General features: G+C 58.8%; 20 protein-coding genes. 15 read left to right on the top strand and 5 right to left on the bottom strand.

All coding sequences use genetic code 11. From position 1 onward, the window contains the following. Positions 1 to 99: 99 nt before the first annotated feature. Entirely contained in the window at positions 100 to 1,758 is a 1,659-nt protein-coding gene (locus EV660_RS07655) for an NAD+ synthase (protein WP_071482188.1), read from the bottom strand. Between the two features lie 195 nt (positions 1,759 to 1,953). On the opposite strand from EV660_RS07655, the gene EV660_RS07650 reads away from it, so the two are divergent. Together EV660_RS07650 and EV660_RS07645 are read left to right on the top strand one after the other, a co-directional pair. After that, positions 1,954 to 3,366 carry an MORN repeat-containing protein gene (locus tag EV660_RS07650; RefSeq protein ID WP_071481090.1) on the top strand — a complete coding sequence of 471 codons (1,413 nt, stop codon included), beginning with the start codon at positions 1,954 to 1,956 and terminating at the stop codon, positions 3,364 to 3,366. 35 nt (positions 3,367 to 3,401) lie between these two features. After that, on the top strand, positions 3,402 to 3,563 hold the full coding sequence (locus EV660_RS07645) for a DUF2256 domain-containing protein (RefSeq protein ID WP_084634934.1): 162 nt from the start codon (positions 3,402 to 3,404) through the stop codon (positions 3,561 to 3,563). A gap of 23 nt (positions 3,564 to 3,586) precedes the next feature. Here the strand turns inward: EV660_RS07645 and EV660_RS07640 are convergent, their stop codons facing one another. Next, positions 3,587 to 4,426, bottom strand: coding sequence for a helix-turn-helix domain-containing protein (locus tag EV660_RS07640; RefSeq protein WP_071481089.1), 840 nt, complete (start codon positions 4,424 to 4,426; stop codon positions 3,587 to 3,589). A 115-nt stretch (positions 4,427 to 4,541) separates the two neighbouring features. Further along, positions 4,542 to 5,453, bottom strand: coding sequence for a tRNA (adenosine(37)-N6)-dimethylallyltransferase MiaA (gene miaA, locus EV660_RS07635; protein ID WP_071481088.1), 912 nt, complete (start codon positions 5,451 to 5,453; stop codon positions 4,542 to 4,544). Between the two features lie 112 nt (positions 5,454 to 5,565). Here miaA and pyrH point away from each other — a divergent pair, with 112 nt between their 5' ends. The 13 genes from pyrH to lpxB all read left to right on the top strand — a co-directional run bounded on the left by pyrH (position 5,566) and on the right by lpxB (position 18,007). Continuing rightward, the gene (gene pyrH / locus EV660_RS07630; protein WP_071481087.1) at positions 5,566 to 6,291 is read left to right on the top strand and encodes a UMP kinase; all 726 of its coding nucleotides are present in this window, start codon (positions 5,566 to 5,568) and stop codon (positions 6,289 to 6,291) included. Positions 6,292 to 6,386: 95 nt separating this feature from the next. Continuing rightward, the gene (gene frr, locus EV660_RS07625) at positions 6,387 to 6,950 is read left to right on the top strand and encodes a ribosome recycling factor (RefSeq protein ID WP_071481086.1); all 564 of its coding nucleotides are present in this window, start codon (positions 6,387 to 6,389) and stop codon (positions 6,948 to 6,950) included. A 25-nt stretch (positions 6,951 to 6,975) separates the two neighbouring features. Further along, positions 6,976 to 7,719, top strand: a complete 744-nt coding sequence (gene uppS, locus EV660_RS07620) for a polyprenyl diphosphate synthase (protein ID WP_071481085.1) — start codon at positions 6,976 to 6,978, stop codon at positions 7,717 to 7,719. Next, entirely contained in the window at positions 7,716 to 8,516 is an 801-nt protein-coding gene (locus tag EV660_RS07615) for a phosphatidate cytidylyltransferase (protein WP_071481084.1), read from the top strand. The genes uppS and EV660_RS07615 overlap by 4 nt, the downstream gene beginning before the upstream one ends. Positions 8,517 to 8,526: 10 nt before the next feature. Beyond that, on the top strand, positions 8,527 to 9,690 hold the full coding sequence (dxr, locus tag EV660_RS07610; RefSeq protein WP_071481083.1) for a 1-deoxy-D-xylulose-5-phosphate reductoisomerase: 1,164 nt from the start codon (positions 8,527 to 8,529) through the stop codon (positions 9,688 to 9,690). Between the two features lie 30 nt (positions 9,691 to 9,720). Beyond that, on the top strand, positions 9,721 to 11,055 hold the full coding sequence (rseP, locus tag EV660_RS07605; protein WP_071481082.1) for an RIP metalloprotease RseP: 1,335 nt from the start codon (positions 9,721 to 9,723) through the stop codon (positions 11,053 to 11,055). A gap of 249 nt (positions 11,056 to 11,304) precedes the next feature. Then, positions 11,305 to 11,445, top strand: coding sequence for a hypothetical protein (locus EV660_RS18605; RefSeq protein ID WP_157798941.1), 141 nt, complete (start codon positions 11,305 to 11,307; stop codon positions 11,443 to 11,445). A gap of 213 nt (positions 11,446 to 11,658) precedes the next feature. Next, positions 11,659 to 14,013 carry an outer membrane protein assembly factor BamA gene (gene bamA, locus EV660_RS07600; protein WP_375781713.1) on the top strand — a complete coding sequence of 785 codons (2,355 nt, stop codon included), beginning with the start codon at positions 11,659 to 11,661 and terminating at the stop codon, positions 14,011 to 14,013. After that, a complete protein-coding gene (locus tag EV660_RS07595) occupies positions 14,013 to 14,621 on the top strand; it encodes an OmpH/Skp family outer membrane protein (RefSeq protein ID WP_084634931.1) in 609 nt (202 codons plus the stop codon). Before bamA ends, EV660_RS07595 begins: the two co-directional genes overlap by 1 nt. Positions 14,622 to 14,753: 132 nt before the next feature. Beyond that, positions 14,754 to 15,224: a 3-hydroxyacyl-ACP dehydratase FabZ gene (fabZ, locus tag EV660_RS07590; RefSeq protein ID WP_071482185.1), complete on the top strand. Its 471-nt coding sequence runs from the start codon at positions 14,754 to 14,756 to the stop codon at positions 15,222 to 15,224. A 7-nt stretch (positions 15,225 to 15,231) separates the two neighbouring features. Then, complete coding sequence (lpxA, locus tag EV660_RS07585) at positions 15,232 to 16,026, top strand: acyl-ACP--UDP-N-acetylglucosamine O-acyltransferase (RefSeq protein WP_071481081.1); 795 nt, start codon at positions 15,232 to 15,234, stop codon at positions 16,024 to 16,026. Then, entirely contained in the window at positions 16,023 to 16,850 is an 828-nt protein-coding gene (locus EV660_RS07580) for an LpxI family protein (protein ID WP_071481080.1), read from the top strand. Before lpxA ends, EV660_RS07580 begins: the two co-directional genes overlap by 4 nt. Continuing rightward, the gene (gene lpxB / locus EV660_RS07575) at positions 16,847 to 18,007 is read left to right on the top strand and encodes a lipid-A-disaccharide synthase (RefSeq protein WP_071481079.1); all 1,161 of its coding nucleotides are present in this window, start codon (positions 16,847 to 16,849) and stop codon (positions 18,005 to 18,007) included. Before EV660_RS07580 ends, lpxB begins: the two co-directional genes overlap by 4 nt. Here lpxB and EV660_RS07570 read toward each other — a convergent pair. Continuing rightward, on the bottom strand, positions 17,964 to 18,908 hold the full coding sequence (locus EV660_RS07570; RefSeq protein WP_071481078.1) for a site-specific tyrosine recombinase XerD: 945 nt from the start codon (positions 18,906 to 18,908) through the stop codon (positions 17,964 to 17,966). The two genes, lpxB and EV660_RS07570, sit on opposite strands and share 44 nt — an antisense overlap. Next, a complete protein-coding gene (locus EV660_RS07565; RefSeq protein ID WP_134013881.1) occupies positions 18,905 to 20,443 on the bottom strand; it encodes a hypothetical protein in 1,539 nt (512 codons plus the stop codon). Before EV660_RS07565 ends, EV660_RS07570 begins: the two co-directional genes overlap by 4 nt. Positions 20,444 to 20,487: the final 44 nt, after the last annotated feature.

Here is a 20,487-nt window from a genome sequence, read left to right as displayed (position 1 = left end):
GGGACGCGATGCAGTGCTCTTGGGCCGATCGCCTTGATTTATGTGACGCTTTGAAGCTGTCATCAGATCAGCGGGGGTTCCTCTATCTGCGGCGCAGCTCTAGCGTGTGTCGCGCCAGCGGTTGACCAAGGGGTAACGCCGGTCCAGCCACAGGGCGCGCATGGTGAGCCGTGGACCGGGCGCGGCCTGATGACGCTTCCATTCAGAAATATAGACCAGATGTTCAACGCGTTTGACCGTTGCACGGTCATGCCCCTGCGCGACAAGGTCGGCAACGGACAGGTCATGTTCCATCAAACCTTCGAGGATGGCGTCAAGCTCTGGATAGGGGGGCAGGCTGTCATCATCACGCTGATCGGCGCGCAATTCCGCAGATGGGGGTTTGTCGATGATGCGCGTCGGGATGATTTCACCTTCAGGGCCGGCCATCCAGTCACGGTGATTGGCGTTGCGCCAACGGCAGGTGTCAAAAACACGCGTCTTGTAAAGATCCTTGATCGGATTGTAGCCGCCATTCATATCGCCATAGATCGTGGCATACCCCACAGCAAGTTCAGATTTGTTGCCTGTGCTCAGCAGCAAGGCGCCCGACTTGTTCGACAGGGCCATCAACAGTGTTCCGCGCAGACGGGACTGAATGTTCTCTTCGGTCACATCCGGGGCAAGGCCAGTGAAAAGTGGTGCCAATGCGGCCTCGATTGCGGTGCGCGGCGCTTCGATGCTGATTTCATCCAACTTGCAACCCACGCGCTGGGCGAGGTCCGATGCATCTTCAAGGCTATGGGGCGAGGTGTATTCCGAGGGCAGCATCACGCAATGCACATTTTGTGGGCCGATGGCATCTGCCGCGATGACGGCAACCAACGCCGAATCAATCCCACCTGACAGGCCGAGCACAACTTTGTTAAAGCCGGATTTGCGCAAGTAGTCGCGCAGCCCAACGACCATCGCTTGGTAATCCTGCTCCCACGCATCCGGCAGGTGGGCGCGCGTGCCCACCTGTGCGCGCCAGCCCTCGGTTGTCTGTGTGAAATTCAGCGTCGCAATCGCTTCTTCATGTGCGGGCAGTTGCAGCGCCAGTTTGCCGCCGGGGTTCAGCACGAAACTCGCACCGTCAAACACCTGATCATCCTGCCCGCCGACAAGATTGAGATACACCAGCGGCAAGCCTGTCTCGACCATCCGCGCGACCATATGGGTCATGCGGGTGTCATACCGCCCGCGCGCGTAAGGAGAGCCGTTTGGAACCAGCAGCATCTCGGCCCCCGATTCCGCCTGTGCCTCGGCCACATCTTCCAGCCACGCATCCTCGCAGATGGGAGAGCCGATGCGGATCGGGCCAACGCGATAGGGGCCAGAAATTTCACCAGAAGAAAACAGGCGTTTTTCATCGAAAACCGAAGAATTGGGCAGGTGGTGTTTGCGGATTGTCGCTGCAACCTTGCCACCAGACAGCACCGCCCAGCAATTGAACAGCGCACCCCTCTCGACCAGTGGAGCGCCTATGCCAAGGGCTGGCCCGTCGGCACAGTCCTGTGCCAAAGCCTCCAGCGCATCGCGTAAATCTGCCTGAAAGGCGGGCCGCCAGACCAGATCTTGCGTCTGGTAGCCCGACAGAAACATTTCTGGCAGCGCAACCATATCGGCACCTTCGGCCTTCGCGGTGGTCCACGCCGCGCGCGCCTTGGCTGCATTGCCAGCAATGTCGCCCAAGGTGGGATTGAGTTGTGCAAGTGTCAGGCGAAAACGATCAGACATGTCAGGGGGGCCTTTGCGGGCAAACATTTCGCCCCACATATCACGCTGGCTGTCCAAGGAAAGAGGGGGCTTCCCGCAGACTCGGCTGTGACGCGCGTCCTCTGTTATCCTATGCCTGCCGCGTGACCCCAAACCTCTTGCCAGCCTGCGCGCCCCGCAATAGGCTTGGCCCCGAAATAGAAGGAGATCTGCATCATGTCCTCAGGCTGTGGTTTTTCACGTGCGATTTTTCTGGCCGTGGGCTTGGGTCTGGCAGTGCCTGCTATCGCCCAGACGGATGGGGTCATGACCCGTCAATATGAAGATGGCGGCATTTATGAAGGCGAGTTCCGCGACGGGTTGCAGCATGGTCAGGGCACATATCGGCTGCCGAATGGATTTGAATACACCGGCGAATGGATTGATGGAGAGATCAGCGGAACCGGGGTAGCGCGCTACCCTTCCGGCGCGATCTATGAAGGGACTTTTGCCGAAGGCCGCCCGCATGGGACGGGCGTGATGACATTCGCCGACGGGTCAACTTATGAAGGCGCTTGGGTCGAGGGCCGGATAGAGGGGCAGGGAGAACGCCAATATGCCAATGACTCGGTCTATGTGGGCAGTTTCATGGATGGCCAACCACATGGTGAAGGCGTGCTGACGCGCCCTGATGGCTACCGCTATGAAGGGGAATGGGTCGATGGGCTGCGTGAAGGGCAGGGGCGTATCACCTATGCCGATGGCAGTATCTATGAAGGGCAGATGCTGGCTGACCAGCGACATGGCACAGGTGTTCTGACCAACCCGGATGGGTTGCGCTACGAGGGGGCTTGGCTGGAAGGCCAATTGCATGGCGAAGGAGAGTTGCGTCAGGCCAATGGGGATGTTTTTACAGGCAGCTTCCGTGCGGGGCTGCGCGAAGGTCCGGGGCAGGTCCAGCAGGCGGATGGGCTGGTGTTTGAAGGCACATTTGTCAATGACATGCGTGACGGGGAAGGGCGGCTGAGTGGGCCGGACGGCTACCTTTACGAAGGCACATGGGTCGCAGGGCAGATCGAAGGCGAAGGGCGGCTGGAGCAGCCTGATGGTTCGGTCTATACAGGCCAGTTTCGTGCGGGCCTGCCGGATGGTGAGGGCACCATTGCTTACGCCGATGGCGCTACATATGAAGGGGAATGGAGCGAGGGCCAGTTTCACGGGCAGGGCCGCGCTGTTTTCGCGGATGGGGCCGTCTATGAAGGCGAATTTGTCCGCGGCCTGTCAGAGGGGCAAGGCGTCATGAATTTTGCCGATGGTCGCGTCTATACCGGCGCTTTTGCCGGGGGCGAGTTGCATGGAGAGGGTGAGATGATCTATCCCGATGGCTCTGTCTATCAGGGCCAGTTCACTGAAGGCGCGCGTGAAGGGCAAGGCAGGATCGAGCTGACCGACGGGTTTATTTATGAAGGGGAATGGACTGGCGGACAAATCACGGGGGAGGGGATCGCGACCTATTCAACCGGTGATGTGTATGAGGGTGAGTTCTTGAACGGTCAGCGCCACGGCTCTGGCGTGCTGCGCTACGCCTCGGGCGAAGTCCTTTCCGGGGATTGGGAAGACGGGCGAATGATTGTGCGCGATGATGACTGAACGCGCTTTCTTATCCTGACGGGGCGCAGCGGCTGATGCCCAAAATGCGGCGTAAGGGCGATTTGCCCGAAAAAGTGTGTGTTGCCTGCGGCCGACCATTTACATGGCGCAAAAAATGGGCACGCGTCTGGGATGAGGTGCGCTACTGCTCGGACCGTTGCCGTAACGATGGGCGGCGCGCTGTGGGCGGCAAATGACCATCGCAATCGTTCAGTTTTGCTTAGTGCGTCAGGCGTGTCTTTGCTTCGTGTTTCTTGCGATAGCTTGATGGCGGCTGACCAATTTGTTGCGAGAAGGCACGCGAAAAATAGCTGGGCGTTGAAAAACCGAGATTGCGCGCGATTTCCTGTACTGGAATGTCTGTCTCTATCAAAAGCCGTCTTGCTTCGAAAAGGCGGCGGGTCTGGATCATATCCAGTGCCGTTTGCCCGCAACTTGCGCGGCATGCGCGTGTCAGGTGAGTGGGTGTGACGCCAAGCGCTGTCGCATAATCTGTGACGTTCAGCGTAGAGCCGAATTCACGCTCCAGCAGAGAGGCGTAGCGCGCGGTCAGGCGTTCGTTTGCGTTAAGGCGGGTTAGATTGCCCCCATTCTCGCTTTCATTCGCGGCCTGATGCCTGTCCAGCCAGATGGCGAGCAAGCCAAGCTGATGATAGGCTGCCTGTTCGGCTTTTGGTCGGCGGCCTTCCACTTCGCGCTGCACGAAATCCACAAGCTGCGACACTTCGGCGTGCTGTGACGCATCGCGCAGGCGCAGGTGGAGCGGTGTATCGGGCAGGTCCAGCCCGTGTTTGTCACCGAAATAAATGGCTGTGCCCTGCACACGGGTCATGGCCTGAAACCCGTGCAATGTGCCAGCCGGGATGAAAATGGCGTTATGTGGGTGAAAACCGCGTGTCCTTGGTCCGATAGATATCCGACCCTGCCCATGCGTGACCCATAGGAACAAGGGTTCGCGCAAGGCGCGCATCGTCTCAAGTTGCCATTTTGGTGCGGCTGCAAGTTTGCTGATCTGCATCAGGCGCAGGCGTTTTGGTTGCTCAGGTATGTTTATCGTCATCTTCACCCCCTGTAAGAGGCAAAGATGACCCCACGATCCCGACAGGGAAAGATATTTCCTTCACGCAGCCGTGAGTTTTGTCTCAGACATTAGGGGGCGTTGCAATTTGGTGACTCTATTGGTCAAGAACTGTCCAGCTTTTCATGCGGTTGCGAAACCAAGTGCGCTGGCGCTTTGCATATTGCCTTGTGGCAAGTGTTGCGGCCTCTTGGGCCTGCGACAACGATATCTGGTCTTGCAGATGGGCAATCAATTCTGGCGCGCCAATAGCTTTTGCCCAAGGCGCGTGCGGTGACCAGTAAGGCAGGACGTCGCGGGCCTCTTGCAATGCGCCTTGCTCCATCATGGTCGCAAAGCGCGAATCGATTCGTTCATTCAGCCAGTCAACGTCAGGGCGCATGACCAGTGCAGTTGTCTGTGATAGCGGCAACAAGGGCGGTGGCGTCTGCGCCTGCCATGCGGCAAGGCCGGTTCCGGTTGCTTGTAACACTTCCCATGCACGCTGCACGCGCGCTGGGTTTGCCATATCGATCTGTGTGCGGGTCTGCGGATCAAGCTGGTGCAGCAATACCTCTGCGCCTTGCGAGTCGCGCAACATATCCGCCTGTCGTCGGATATGGGTAGGGATAGGGGGTATCTCGACCAAGCCTTCAGTCAGGGCGCGGAAATACAGGCCAGTGCCGCCCACGATGATTGCGTTGCGATGGTGCTCCAGAACCTTCGCAGCAGCGCGCAACCAATGCCCGACGGACCAATCCTGCCCGCGCGTTACGGTCCCGTACAGATAATGCGGCACTTGCGCACAATCATCCGCGTCGGGTCGCGCGGACAGAATGCGCCACATATCATAGACCTGTAGCGCATCCGCATTCACGATGACCCGGCCCTGCGCGCGCGCCAATGCAAGTGCCAATGCCGATTTTCCACTTGCCGTCGGTCCAGCCAGCAAGACCGGATGGGCCATGTCTGGCGGGTTTTCAAGCACCCTGTCCAGCGTCAGCGCAAGCGGGTCTGGTATTTTAGCCATGCTGCCTTGCTTTCAGATTGAACCTGTCCCCGTTTTCCGACATTTTGCCGCCAGTTGAAAGCGGTGGGTCGCAACTTGTGAGGCTGTCGCGCTTTACTGAAAGGAATCAACAATGCCCGATACACCCCAGACCACGTATAAGCGCGTCATGCTGAAAATCTCGGGCGAGGCGCTGATGGGGGATCAGGGGTTCGGGCTGCATCCGCCCACAGTGCAGCGCATCGCGCGCGAGGTTCAGTCAGTCCATGAGATGGGCGTCGAGATCTGCATGGTTATCGGCGGGGGAAATATCTTTCGCGGGCTGCAAGGCTCGGCACAGGGGATGGAACGGACGCAGGCCGATTACATGGGCATGTTGGCCACAGTGATGAATGCGCTGGCCATGCAGACTGCGCTGGAAGAACTGGGCGTACATACCCGTGTGATCAGCGCCATTCCGATGGATCAGGTGTGCGAACCCTATATCCGCCGCCGCGCCGTGCGCCATCTGGAGAAAAAGCGCGTATGCATTTTTGCGGCGGGCACCGGCAACCCCTATTTCACCACCGATACAGCGGCTGCATTGCGCGCATCGGAAATGGCCTGTGAGGCGATCTTCATGGGCAAGCAGGTCGATGGGATTTATGACAGTGACCCAAAGACAAACAGCGCCGCCAAACGCTTCGATGATATCAGCTATGATGAGGTGTTGCGCGCCAATCTCAAGGTGATGGATGCATCGGCCATCGCATTGTGTCGTGACAACAAGATGCCGCTCATCGTCTTTTCGCTGGATGAACCGGGTGGTTTCAGCGGGATTGTGAACGGTGAGGGCACATATACCCGCGTCCATGCCTGAAGATGTGACGCAAGAGGCTTACAAAAACAGCAGCGTCGCGCTAGAAGGCCAGTCAAGGCCAGCACATATGCTGCACATCACGAGGAAGATACCACATGTCAGATGAAATCGAGATTGATCTGGATGACCTCAAGCGCCGGATGGACGGGGCCATGAACGCGCTGAAAACCGAATTCGGATCGCTGCGCACAGGCCGGGCTTCGGCCTCAATGCTGGAACCGATCATGGTCGAGGCATATGGCCAGATGACCCCGATCAACCAGGTGGGCACCGTCAACGTGCCAGAGCCGCGCATGGTCACGTTGAATGTCTGGGACAAGTCGATGGTCGGCAAGGTCGAAAAGGCTATCCGTGAATCGGGGCTTGGGATCAATCCGCAGTTGAACGGCACCATCATCATGTTGCCGATCCCGGAACTGAACGAAGAACGCCGCCGCGAACTGACCAAGGTGGCCGCACAATATGCCGAACATGCGCGCGTGGCCGTACGCAACCTGCGTCGTGACGGAATGGACCAGATCAAGAAAGCCAAAGCCGCCGGAATGAGCGAGGACGAGCAGAAGCTGTGGTCCGAGGAAATCCAGGAACTGACAGACAGCTATATAAGCAAGGTCGACAAGGCGCTGGAAAGCAAGCAGGAAGAGATCATGCAGGTCTGAAGACGGGCCGCCAGAAGGAACTGTCATGACGTTCGATCAACCCAGCCACGCGGAAGACCCGGCGCATTCAAATCGACTGCATGTCGCAGTGATCATGGATGGCAATGGCCGCTGGGCCACAAACCGTGGCTGGCCACGGCTGGTCGGACATCGCAAGGGGGCAGAGCGCGTGCGCGAACTGGTCGATGCCTGCCCCGATATCGGAATAAAGTATCTTACGCTTTACGCATTCTCGACCGAAAACTGGAAGCGCAGCACCGAAGAGGTGATGGGGCTGATGTCGCTATTCGCGCGCTACGTCAAACGCGAGGCCGGGCGCATGAACCGCGAAGGCGTGCGTTTGCGGGTCATTGGCGACCGCACACGGCTTGACTGCAAGCTGCGCGAATTGTTCGACTGGATTGAACGGGAAACAGCAGGCAATGATCGCGTGCACCTGACGGTTGCCGTCAATTATGGTGGGCGTGATGAAATCCGTCGGGCCACACAGGCTATCGCGCGCGATGTCGCTGCGGGCAAGTTAGAGCCGGAAAACGTCAGCGATGCAACGCTCTCGGATTATATGGATACGCATTTCCTGCCTGACCCCGATCTTGTGGTGCGCACGTCGGGTGAAACACGAGTGTCGAATTTCCTGCTATGGCAGTCTGCGTATTCCGAATATGTCTTCACTCCGGTTTTGTGGCCGGATTTCACCCCCCAGACCATGAACACGATCCTTCAGAACTTTGGGCAGCGTGAACGCCGGTTTGGCGGGGTCCTCAAATGACTGGCACATCTGGCAGTTTTGCAGATTTGCGTGATCGCAGCCTGTCGGGGCTGGCCATGGCTGCGGTCGGAATAGCTGCCGTTTGGGCGGGTGGGCTATGGTTCACTTTGCTGGTGTGCGCCTTGTGCGGCCTGATGGTCTGGGAACTGACGCGGATGCTTGACCAGACAGCCCCATACGGCAAGGCCGAAGGCGCGGGCCTGACGGCCGCTGTGGCCTTGCTGGTCTTTTGGTTGCAGCTTGCGGGGCTTTGGTTGCTGGGTACGCTTGCGCTTTCGGTTGTTCTGCTGGCGTGGCGATTTCCGAGGGATCGGGGCATGGCCGCTGCCTATCTGGCGCTGATCCTGTTTGCAGGGCTGGGGCTTATTGCATTGCGGGACAGTTTCGGCTGGGTCTGGGTGCTGTGGCTGGTCTTGCTTGTTATCGGCTCTGACGTGGCGGGCTATTTTGCCGGGCGGGTGCTGGGCGGCCCAAAACTCTGGCCGCGTGTCAGCCCCAAGAAGACATGGTCGGGGACAGTGGCGGGCTGGATTCTTGCGGCCATCATCGGGGCTGCGTTCATGCCGGTCCTGAACGCGGGGTCGGGGCTGGTGCTGGCATCGATCCTTGTTGCGATGGCGGGGCAGGCCGGTGATATTGGCGAAAGTGCGATCAAGCGTCATGCGGGTGTCAAGGACAGTTCAGCGCTCATTCCCGGGCATGGTGGCGTTATGGACCGGTTCGACGCGATGATTGCCGCCGCGTTGATGATGCTGGTGCTGACCGAGGCGGGGCTGATCGCCCGGCTGCTGAACTGACAGGTATTTCATGCGAGTTTCCGTTTTTGGCGCGACCGGGTCTATTGGCGAAAGCACTTTTGATCTGCTCTCGCGTCGTGATGATATAAAGACAGTAGCCCTCACGGGGGGGCGCAATATTGAGCGGCTTGCCCATCAGGCGCGAAGCCTGTCCGCGCAATTGGCGGTCACGGCATATGACGATTGCTACCAGGAATTGAAGCAAGCCCTCTCGGGAAGCGGGATCGAGGTGGCGGCGGGAACAAATGCGCTGATCGCAGCGGCGGAACGCCCCGCAGACTGGGTCATGTCCGCGATTGTCGGTGCGGCGGGGCTTGCGCCTGGTTTCCGGGCCTTGGCGCAAGGGGCGACACTCGCCCTTGCAAACAAGGAATCCCTTGTCACTGCTGGCCCGCTTCTGATGCGCGAGGCCGCACGACACAACGCGCGAATCCTGCCTGTCGATAGCGAGCATTCGGCGGTGTTTCAGGCATTGACCGGTGAAGAGATTTCAGCGGTCGAGCGGGTGATCATCACGGCCTCTGGCGGGCCGTTTCGCGGCTGGAGCAAGGAGCAACTGGCCACAGCAACCCTTGCGCAGGCCGGGACGCACCCGACATGGGCAATGGGACAACGCATCACGATCGACTCCGCAAGCCTGTTCAACAAGGCGTTGGAACTTATTGAAACCCGTGAATATTTTGGGTTTAACCCCGATCAGATCGAGGTGATCATCCACCCTCAATCCATCATTCACGCGCTGGTCGGGTTTCGCGATGGTGCCTTGATGGCCCATCTCGGCGCGCCGGATATGCGCCATGCAATCGGCTATGCACTGAACTGGCCAGACCGTGCGGCCCTGCCAGTCGCGCGGCTGGAACTTGCGCAACTGGCGCAGTTGAGTTTCGAGGCACCCGATGCCGAACGCTTTCCTGCCCTTCGCCTTGCGCGCGAAGTGATGGACTTGCGCGGTCATTCGGGGGCGGCGTTCAATGCGTCGAAAGAGATCGCGCTGGATCAGTTCATTGCCGGTCACATCGGGTTTGCGGACATGGCTGTGTTGGTTGAGCGGACAATTGACACTCTTTTGTCCGACTCTGCCCTTACTGACGCCATAGAAGCGCTTGAAACAGTAGAGGCAATGGACCAGATAGCCAGGAATACAGCGACACGCATCGCCAAGCAGATGGCTTGACCTGACGCGAAACACACAAGGGGAAAGAGTTTGGACCTGATCGGACTGCTGCCGAGTTTCGGTAACTTCTTCTATACGATTGCCGCTTTTGTTGTTGTTTTGTCAATCATTGTCGCGGTGCATGAATACGGCCACTATATCGTCGGGCGTTGGTCCGGTATTCATGCGGATGTGTTTTCGATAGGGTTCGGGCCTGTTCTTCTTAAAGGCACAGACAAGCGCGGTACAGTCTGGCAGATCGCGGCCGTTCCCTTGGGGGGCTACGTTAAATTCGCAGGCGATAGCGGTGCCACTTCCGGCAAGGATGCTGACGGGATGGCCGAGATGGATGCCGCGCAGCGCCGACGCACCATGCATGGCGCGCCGCTATGGGCGCGGGCCGCGACAGTTGCTGCTGGGCCTATGTTCAACTTCATCTTTGCGTTTTTCGTCTTCGCGTCACTTCTCATGTATGAAGGGGTGGCGGTGGACGAACCTGTGGTGGGTGAGATTACGGCCCTTCCTGCGCAGCCCTTCGAATTGGCCCCAGGTGACCGCATTCTCGCTGTTGAGGGGCAGGAGACAGAAACCCTTGCCGATTTCCTGCGCAGCGCACAAGACATGCCCGCGCAGTCGGTTCTGCGCTACACTGTCGAGCGTGCGGGCCGCGTAATAGATGTGACAGGTCCGCATCCCCAACCGCCGCTGGCGGGAAGTGTTGCCCTGAAATCCGCGGCACGTGAAGCGCAGATGCAGCCCGGAGACGTGATTACCGCCATCAACGGCACAGAAATTGCGACTTTTGCTGAATTGCGTGAGCTAGTCGCAGAGTCAGGCGGGGCGCCTTTGGACCTGAACGTATGGCGCGGCGGGCGCGAGTTGGAACTGGTGATGACCCCGCGCAGCACGGACCTGCCACTTGCAGATGGCGGCTTTGAGACACGCTATCTGATCGGTCTGACATCCGGCGCGGTTTTCGAATATGGCACCCGCACACCGGGACTGGTCGAGGCTTCCGGGATTGCAGTACAGCAGATATGGCGTGTTATACGCACCTCGGTCGAGGGGCTGTATTACATGATTATCGGGCAAATCAGCACCTGTAATCTGTCCAGTCCTATCGGAATTGCCGAGGCGTCGGTGGCCATGGCCAGCGATGGTTTGATTGAATTCGTCTGGTTCATAGCAGTGCTTTCGGTTGCTATTGGCCTGCTGAACCTTTTCCCGATCCCGCCGCTGGATGGGGGCCATCTGGTGTTTCATGCCTATGAGGCGGTGATGCGCAGGCCGGCTGGCGACAAGGCGATGCAGATCCTGATAACTGTCGGTCTGGCGCTGGTGCTCACCCTGTTCGCTTTCGCGTTGTTCAATGACCTGACATGCTAGCCCTCATTGGCTAAGTCCCGATAACCGAAGGCAGTCGGGCTTTTTCTGGTCGCGCTGTGGGTGGACAGCTTGGTGAAAGGCTGGATGTCCGCTAAGACGGCGATGCCTCGCTTGGAATCGGTCCGAAATGCTGATTGTTGGCGGTTATCGGTGCACGCGTAACTGCGGTATAACGCTCCCCAGAATACTCCACTTTCTTGCCGTAGTTTTGCCCGATTTGACGGGCATCACTACGGCGAGGAGAATATCATGGCATATATCGACGAAGAGATTAAAAATTTCCGCCTGATCTGGTTGAATGTCGCCAGTAAAGTGTTTGCGATAGGCCTGATCTTCGCCGGAATGGCTGTGGCCAGTATACTGGCAGTGCTTTTGGGTCTTGCACCCTGATCGCGCCTCGACAGTACAGCATAAAGCGCAAAGATTGAAAAATTTAACCTGAATGGATGCGCGGGGCGTACGCACCCGCCGATCTCTGCACGCGCTAGGGTCAATTTACAACAACCCAACAGATGCAGCGTCTTATCAGCTTGATTGCTTTGACAACGCCCCCGTTACCCGATACTCACGACACTATAAAAAAGCGGTAATACGGGGCCCGATATGCGCGGAATTCACACGATGCTGCCATCGCGCAAAAGGGGTGGGGCGCGACGCCTGCACGTCTTTTCAGCGGTGGTTTTTTGTTTGTTTGCATTGGCTAACGCAGCGTTTGTTACTCCTGCTGACGCGCAAACCTATCGGTTCAATAACATCGCCATCGAAGGAAATATCCGTGTGGATGATTCCACCCTCTTCGGTTTGGCCGGGTTCGGTCGCGGAGAGACTGTCAGCGCCGGGCAGTTGAACGCGGCTTATGGCAATATCGCCGCTTCGGGTTTGTTTGAAACCGTGGAATTCGTGCCGCAAGGCAACACGCTGCTGATCCGGGTGAGTGAATATCCAATCATCAATATCGTCAATTTTGAAGGCAATCGTCGCATTGATGACGAAGACATCACGCCGATTGTGCAGACGCGGTCCGGCCGCGTCCTGTCGCCCTCTCAGGTGGAAGCGGATGCGCGGGCCATTGCCGAGCTTTACGCCCAGCGTGGGCGCAGCGCGGCTGAGATTACCCCGCGCATCATCCCACGCGGGAATAACCGTGTTGATCTGGCTTTCGAGATTCGTGAAGGCAATGTTGTCGAAATCGAGCGTCTGTCTTTCGTCGGCAACCGCGCCTATTCCAGCTATCGCCTGCGTCAGGTGTTGAACACCAAACAAGCTGGCGTGTTTCGCTGGCTGGTACAGCGCGATACTTTTGTTGCCGAGCGTATCGGCCTTGACCGTCAGTTGCTGACAGATTTCTACCTGTCGCGCGGATATGTCGATTTCGAAATCCTCTCAGTGACATCTGAACTCGCGCGAGAGCGGGATGGCTTCTTCCTGACGTTTAATATCCGCGAAGGGTTACAGTATCGTTTCGGCAATGTCTCTGTCGTCAGCGAAGTCGAGGGGATTGACGCTGCCGATTATGAGCGTGAATTGCGCCTGCGCCCCGGCACAATCTTCTCGCCCACAGTCCTTGACCAGAATATCGCACGCATCGAACGTCTGGCAGAGCAGCGCGGGTTGCGCTTTATTCGTGCAGAACCCAGATTCACGCGCGATAACCGCAACCAGACGATTGATGTTGAATTCGCTATCGTGCGCGGAGAACGCGTCTTTGTCGAACGTATCGACATTCAGGGCAACACGACCACGCTCGACCGCGTTGTACGTCGTCAGTTCACATCGGCTGAAGGCGACCCACTGAATCCGCGTGAAATCCGCGAAGCTGCCGAACGTATCCGGGCGCTTGGGTATTTCTCGGATGTCGATGTTGATACACGGCGCGGCAGTGCGCCTGATCAGGCAATTGTCGATGTCGAGGTTGAAGAGACGACCACCGGTTCTCTTGGGTTCTCGGTCAGTTATGGCCGCGCGCAGGGGATCGGGTTCGGTATTTCCTTCTCTGAGCAGAACTTTCTGGGGCGCGGTCAACAGGTTGCGGTCAGCTTCAATACGGTCAAGGGGTCACGCGATATTTCCTTGCAGTTTGCCGAACCAGCCTTGTTTGGCCGTGATCTGCGCTACTCGCTTGGCATTGGCTACCGTGAGACAAAATCCTTCTTCTCGGATTTCGATACGCGCGAAGGTTTCCTGAACAACTCGATCGGCTTTCCGGTTGCTGAATATGCGCGGCTTCAACTGCGGCAGGGTCTTGTTCTGGACCGTTTGTCGGGGCTGTCCGGGAACCCTTCGCAGCGCCTGCAAGATGATGCAGATGCCGGAACGGCTGTCACCGGGTCGCTGGGATATACCTATACATTCGACACACGCAATGTCGGGATTGACCCTTCACAAGGTGCGATCCTGTCCTTCAGTCAAGATTTCGGCCTTGGCAACCAAAGCCGTCGCTATGTGAAAACCGAAGGTCGTGCCGGATATGAAATGGGCATCTTCAATGAAGATGTGACCCTGCGTGCTGATGCCCGTGCCGGTGCATTGCATATGATCAATGGCAAGTCGCGCAACCGCGAACGCTATCAATTGTCGGATGTCATGCGCGGCTTTGCCCCGGGTGATTCCGGGCCGCGGGATTTTGCGTCAGGCAGCAACGACGTTCTTGGTGGCAATCGGTATTTCTCAGTCCAGCTTGAAGCGCAATTCCCGTTGGGCACCCCCGAGGAATATGGGTTGAGTGGCGGCGTCTTTGCAGATGCGGGGTCGGTCTGGGGTGTGGACAGCGTCGGCGGCATCAACATGACCGATGGTGGCACTGACTACAACAAGATGCATGTCCGTGCGGCCGTTGGTGTGTCACTGTTCTGGGACAGCCCGCTTGGGCCGTTGCGGTTCGATTTCTCGCGCCCTGTGCGCAAACTGGATCGTGACCGCTCTCAGAATTTTGACTTCTCGATCGTGTCGCAATTCTGATGCTTCGGACCGCAGGTTTTGCGGTGTTCTTTGGGGCGGCGGGACTTTTGTCCCCCGCCCCTTCGCCTGCGCAGCAGACGCTAGGGTTTGCCTTGGGGGAAACCGTGTCAGGGCAGGGGGCAGGCGGCCAGCTTTCTGTGCGAATTATTGATGATGAGCGCCTGTTTCGCGGGTCACTGTTTGGCGAAAGGGTCGCCGCAGAGATTGAGTCTGCATCCCGCGCACTTGAAGCAGAAAATGACCGTCTGTTGGAAGAACTGACAGCACGCGAAGCTGAACTGACCGAGTTGCGCAATGAAATGACTGTTGAGGCATTTCGCGCGGCGGCGAATGCTTTTGATGTTCAGGCCGAAACCGTGCGGCGCAATCAGGCTGAAAAGCGTCAGCGTCTGGTACAGTTCGAAGAATCAGAACGCAGGCGTTTTTTCTCCAGCACACCAGAAATCCTGCAGGACGTTTTGGAGAGTCTGGGCGGCCAAGTGCTGATAGATGCGCGTGCCGTGATTATCGGCTTGCCTGAGATGGACATGACCGATGAGGCTATTGCCGCAATCGACGACGCAATTGGCGATGGCGGGCCAGCACCCTTTCCTGCGGCTTTACCCTGAAGGTTTGGACGCCGCGCTTGCCAGAGTTTGGCCCAGTTGCTACAGCCAACCGCGCGGCGCGATCATGCGATGCGACAGTGTTTGACTAAACTGATGGGCACAGCCCAGCGTCCGTTGACGGAAAGGAATTCGATGACCACCCCTGTCCAGACTGAGGCCGATCTGACCACGATCATGAAGATCATTCCGCATCGCTACCCGTTTCTGCTGGTCGATAAGGTCCGCGATGTGGTGGCCCGCGAATCGGCGGTCGGGATCAAGAATGTCACGTTTAACGAACCGCATTTTCAGGGTCATTTCCCCGGCGCGCCGATCATGCCCGGTGTGACTATTGTCGAAGCGATGGCGCAGACCGCTGCCGTGCTGGTTGGTCTGTCGGTCGGGTTTGGCGAACGCGCGCCGCTGGTTTATTTCATGTCGATTGACAAGGCGAAATTCCGCCGCAAGGTGGTGCCGGGTGATGTGCTGGAGTTGCATGTCACTGTCAAACGCGGGTCAACACGGATCTGGAAGTTTGAAGGCGTCGCCAAGGTGGATGGCCAGATCGCCGCCGAGGCGGAATTTGCCGCAATGATCGACGCATCAACACAAGCGGCAGAGTGAGCAAACCATGATTGACCCGAGCGCTGTCATTCATCCCATGGCCGTGGTCGAGCCCGGCGCGACCATAGGGGCCGGCTGCAATATCGGGCCGTTCGCGATCATCGGGCCCGAGGTTGTTCTGGGCGAAAACGTGACGATCAAGCCACATGCGCTGGTCACTGGCTGGACCGAGATCGGCGAAGGTTCGGTCGTGTTTTCATTCGCCTCGGTGGGTGAGGTGCCGCAGGACCTGAAATATGCAGGTGAACGGACGCGTCTGATTGTGGGCCGGAACTGCCGGATCAGAGAGAATGCGACCCTTCATCTGGGGACGGATGCGGGCGGCGGCATTACCCGCGTGGGGGATGGCTGTCTTGTCATGGCCGGGGCGCATGTCGGGCATGACGCGCAGGTTGGGAATGGCGTGATTCTGGCAAATTATGCCGGTGTTGCAGGCCATGTCACGATTGAGGATCGCGTGATCGTCGGCGCCTCTGCCGGGTTACACCAGCATATCCGCGTGGGTGAGGGGGCCATGATCGGTGCGCTGACGCGGGTGACGCATGATGTCATGCCCTTTGGTCTGGTGTCTGGCCCTGACGGGGTTTTGCACGGATTGAACCTGATTGGTTTAAAACGGCGCGGCATGGCGCGCGAAGACATAGCCGCGCTGCGGGTCGCTTACAAACGCCTTGCCACTGAAGACGGCGCGCTGGGGGATCTTGCACAAGACCTGCTCAATGACGCCGACTCGGATGTTGTGGCACAAGTCGCGCGCTTCTTTACGGGCGAGGCGGGGCGCAACTTCCTGCGCCCGACATGAGCAAGATTGCTCTGATCTCTGGTCGGGGGCGGCTGCCACATGTGCTGGCGGATCATCTTCAGGCCGATGGGCGTGCCTATGTGTTGGCAGAGATGGAAGGCTTTGAAAGCCTGAGTTCCACCCGCGATGATGTGCTGCGCTTTCGGCTGGAACGCCTTGTGCCGTTTCTGGACAAGTTGCAGGATATGGGGGTGACGCAGGCTGTTTTTGCAGGTGGCGTCCACCGCCCCCGCCTTGACCCTGCACTGATTGACCCTGCTACGATGCAGCTTTTGCCGCGCATCATGGCTGCAATGAACCGTGGCGATGATGGCACATTGCGCGAAGTGATTGCTTTGATGGGCGAATGGGGCTTGGATGTGGTTGGCGCGCAGGATATTTGCCCCGATCTGGTCGCGCCGGCGTCAATGCTGAGCAACGTTGAACCCAAGGGCGCGGACAAGCAAGATGCCGCGCGCGGCTTCGAGATCTTGCGCATGACAGGTGCCGCGGATGTTGGGCAAGGTTGCGTTGTGTCGCGCGGCCAATGTCTGGCACTTGAGGCGTTGCCGGGAACAGATGCGATGCTGGCACATCTGGCAGAATTGCGTGCGGGTGACCTTGCACTGCCCGAAGGCGGGGTCTTCTGCAAGGCGCCCAAACCGGGGCAGGACCGTCGTATTGATCTGCCCGCGCTTGGCCCGGAAACGGTTCTGGCGGCCCATTCTGCCGGGCTGCGTGGTATAGCCTTTGAGGCGGGTGGCGTGTTGCTTATCGACCGTGACGAGATGGTTGCGCGTGCCAATGCGCTTGGCCTGTTCCTTTGGGCACGAGAGGGCGCGTGAAGGTTTTCATCATCGCAGGCGAGCCGTCGGGCGACAAGCTTGGCGCGGCTTTGATGGCGGGATTGACCGAACTTGATCCACATATGACTTTTGCCGGAATCGGCGGCGAGGGGATGGAAGGCGCAGGGCTGTCCTCTCTCTTTCCGATGTCGGACCTGTCAGTGATGGGGCTGGCAGAGGTGTTGCCGCGCATTCGTTTGTTGCGCCAGCGCATCGCGCAGACTGCCGCCGCGATAGAGGAACACCAGCCTGATCTTGTCGTCACGATAGACAGCCCAGATTTCTGCCTCCGCGTGCTGCGTCTTGCGCGCAAATCGCGTCCTGATCTGCCGGTGGTGCATTATGTCGCCCCGTCGGTCTGGGCGTGGCGTCCGGGGCGGGCTGCGCGCATGGCACCGCTGGTGGATCACGTGCTGGCCCTGCTTCCGTTCGAGCCGCCCTTTATGCATGCCGCTGGCATGAGTTGCGATTTTGTTGGCCACCCGGTTGTGTCAGAGCCACGCGCTTCTGAATCAGAGATAGCGGGCTTGCGCGCGCGTTTTTCTGGCCGGATCATGCTGGCCTTGCCCGGCTCTCGCAGGGGCGAGATTGCGCGGCTGGCCCCACGTTTCGGGGCGGCGCTGGCAAAGGTGGTCCCCGATGGCATGCAGGTGTTGGTTCCAACTGTCCTGTCTCAGGCCGATGCAATGCGCGCCGAAGTCGCGCGCTGGAAAGTCTCTGCGCATGTTCTGACCGACAAGATCGAGAAACGCGCGGCATTCGCTGCGGCAGAATTGGCGCTGGCTGCTTCGGGTACTGTTTCGTTAGAGCTTGCGGCGAGTGAAACGCCTATGGTCATTGCTTATGATGTGAACCCGCTGACGCGGTTTCTGGCGAAGCGATTGATCCGGCTGGACACGGTCACTCTGGTCAATCTGGTATCAGAGACGCGCGCCGTGCCGGAATTTCTGGGCCATGACTGCACCCCGGACAAGATTGCACCCGCGTTGAAAGCCCTGATTGAAACACCATCCGCCCGCGATGCGCAGCATCAGGCGATGCGGGTGACCATGACCCGGCTGGGACAGGGAAAAGAGGCACCCGGACTGCGCGCCGCGCGCTCGGTCCTGAACTTCATGGCTTTGCGAGCGGGTGGTGATCCAGCACCAGTGTCCTGAGCCGTTCCTCCAGAACATGGGTGTAGATTTCTGTAGTCGAAACATCGGCATGACCGAGAAGGGTTTGTATTGCCCGAAGATCGGCCCCGCCCGCCAGAAGATGCGTGGCAAAGGCATGGCGCAACACATGCGGGCTGATGCGTGTCGGGTCCAACCCGGCTGCCAGCGCAATGTCTTTCAGGATCAGATAGAAACCGACCCTGCTTAAATGCCCCTCTCGACCACTTGACGGGAACAGGAAACGCGGCTCTGCACGGCGCTTGGCGCGCAATTCGGCAGCCTGTTCGTCCCAGTCCTGTAACCATGCGGATAACGCCTGTCGTGCTGGTTCTGACAGCGGGACCATACGTTCCTTGTCCCCTTTACCGCGGACAAGGATCATACGCGGGTCACCGCGCACAGCCAGAACAGGCAGGCTGACCAACTCGGTGACACGCAAACCTGTCGCATAGAGCAGTTCAAGCAGGCAGGTATTGCGCAACCTGTCGCGCGCGCTGCGCCCGGTTGTTCGCGCGGCATGAAGCAAGGCATCCACATCATCCGCGCTGAGTGTCTGCGGCAGTTTTTTGGATTTTCCGGGGCCTGCGATCCGGCTGGCAGGATCATCGCCGCGCCAGTTTTCAGCATAGGCGAAGCGAAACAGTTGCCGGATAGAGGCCAGACGCCGCGCACGGGTGGATTGTGCAAGCCCCTGCGCGTCACAATGCATCAGATAGGATTCGATCTCTGCGCGGGTGATATTTGCAAATGCATGGCCACGACTTGCGCACCATTCCCCGAAATCGCGCAAGTCGCGCGCATAGGCCAATTGCGTATTGCGTGCAGAACCTTGCTCGGCAGCGTGGGCTTCCAGAAAGGTAGAAATCCAGCGCAACGCATCCTGTTCGGCGGCGTATTTCATCCGCGCCGTTCCAGCAATAACAATTCGATTGCTATCTGACGGGCGACGGGGTCCAGCCCCAATGCGCGCAAACGTTGCAACCCAAGGGTTGCCGCATGCAAATCGCCTGCGGCAGCATCCGCGATCTGGGATAACGCGCCCAGCAAGGTCAGCCCCAAGGCGCCAGCGTCAAGGGCTGCTTGCACTTGCTGCGGAAGCTCTGTGCTGGAAAACGCGGCCTGTATTGCGCCCGCCATTGAAGAATTGCTCAGCTCAGGCAAGTCATCATTCAATGCCAAAGCCATGACAAAGCGTCTCAAGCCTGTATCCGGGGTCAAGTCAATTGCCCGTTCATGAGGTTCTTGTGACACCATCATCATTTGCCACAGGATGTCAGACGCCTGAGGCGTCAAGGTCGCGTCAGAAAGTGCGTCCACTTTCATTTGCGCAAACGCAACTTCCAGTTCGACGGCGGTAAAGAGCGGCCAGGCGTCGATCAATGCTTCGCTGATGGCGGCGTTACTTCTTTGCTGGATTGCTCGATCGAGGCGCTGAATCACCCGGACACGTTCCCATAACCCGCCCGAAGCCGCCGCGCGGCGCTGCGTATACAGCCCAAGCAGGCGGTTGGGCTGCAACACACCTGCACGGGTCAGCCTTTCAGCCGCGTCAAGCTGAGCGCGCCATCCGGAGGTGCCCCGCAGGTCCGCATGGGCAAAGGCCACTGGCAGGCTTGCTGTTGTGACCGGGTCGCCCAAAGCCTCCATGATCCGCCAGCCCAGCGGGGTGATGTGTTGGGGCGGTGCTGTCTGGCCATCACCTTCTTCTTCCTCAAGAAAGCGCGTCAGCAATGCGGCCTCGGCTTCGTCCAGCAAGCCAAGGCTTCTGCCAACTTGCAAGCTGGTATAGGCGGCTTGCCAATCGCCGCGCCGCGCCATGCAGAAAACCTGGGCAGAATGGCTGTGTTGCGCACTGATCTGGCCGCTCATATGGGCGCAGGCCCGATCCTCTTCGCCCAGAAGCAGCGCGATATCGAAGGCACGCGCATTCAGCGCGGCACTTGTTTCGGGTGCGGCTTCGATCAGTTGCCCCGCCTGTTCCAGCGCGCCAAGTTCAACCAGCTTGTCAACCCGCGCCAGCAGCAATGCGCCGCGCGTTTCGGGGATATTTTGCAAGGGGGGCGCAAATTCTGCCATAAGCAGTCGCAGCGCCAGTCGCGCTGCGGCAGGCATTGTGTCCGAGGGCAGATCAATGATCGCGGAGATAATCTCTGCCGTGGGCGTTGGCCCCCAAAGCGCGCGCGGCAGGCCAACGCGCTCTGCGGTGAACAGGCCGGTTGTTTCAAGGTCCGAACTGCCCAGCGGCGCGGTGGATATTTCTTCGAAATGCGGGGCGGGCAAGCTTATGATCGTGTCGTCAGGCGCTAAAGGCGGTGGCTGCGGGTCCCCGGGTTGGGGCAGCGGCGCAGTCATCGCCTGTTCCAGCCAGTCGATCGCGCTGAGCGGTGTGCCCATATCCTGCGCAAGGGCAGCGGGACCAACGGGAATGCTGATCAATGCAGCACAGAGCCAGAGGGCGCGATATTGTGACCGAGGTCTTT

The organism is Roseinatronobacter bogoriensis DSM 18756, from assembly GCF_004366635.1.
Classification (GTDB): Bacteria; Pseudomonadota; Alphaproteobacteria; order Rhodobacterales; family Rhodobacteraceae; genus Roseinatronobacter; species Roseinatronobacter bogoriensis.
Note: the sequence above shows the minus strand (reverse complement) of the source record. Positions and strands in the feature narration are given on the sequence as shown.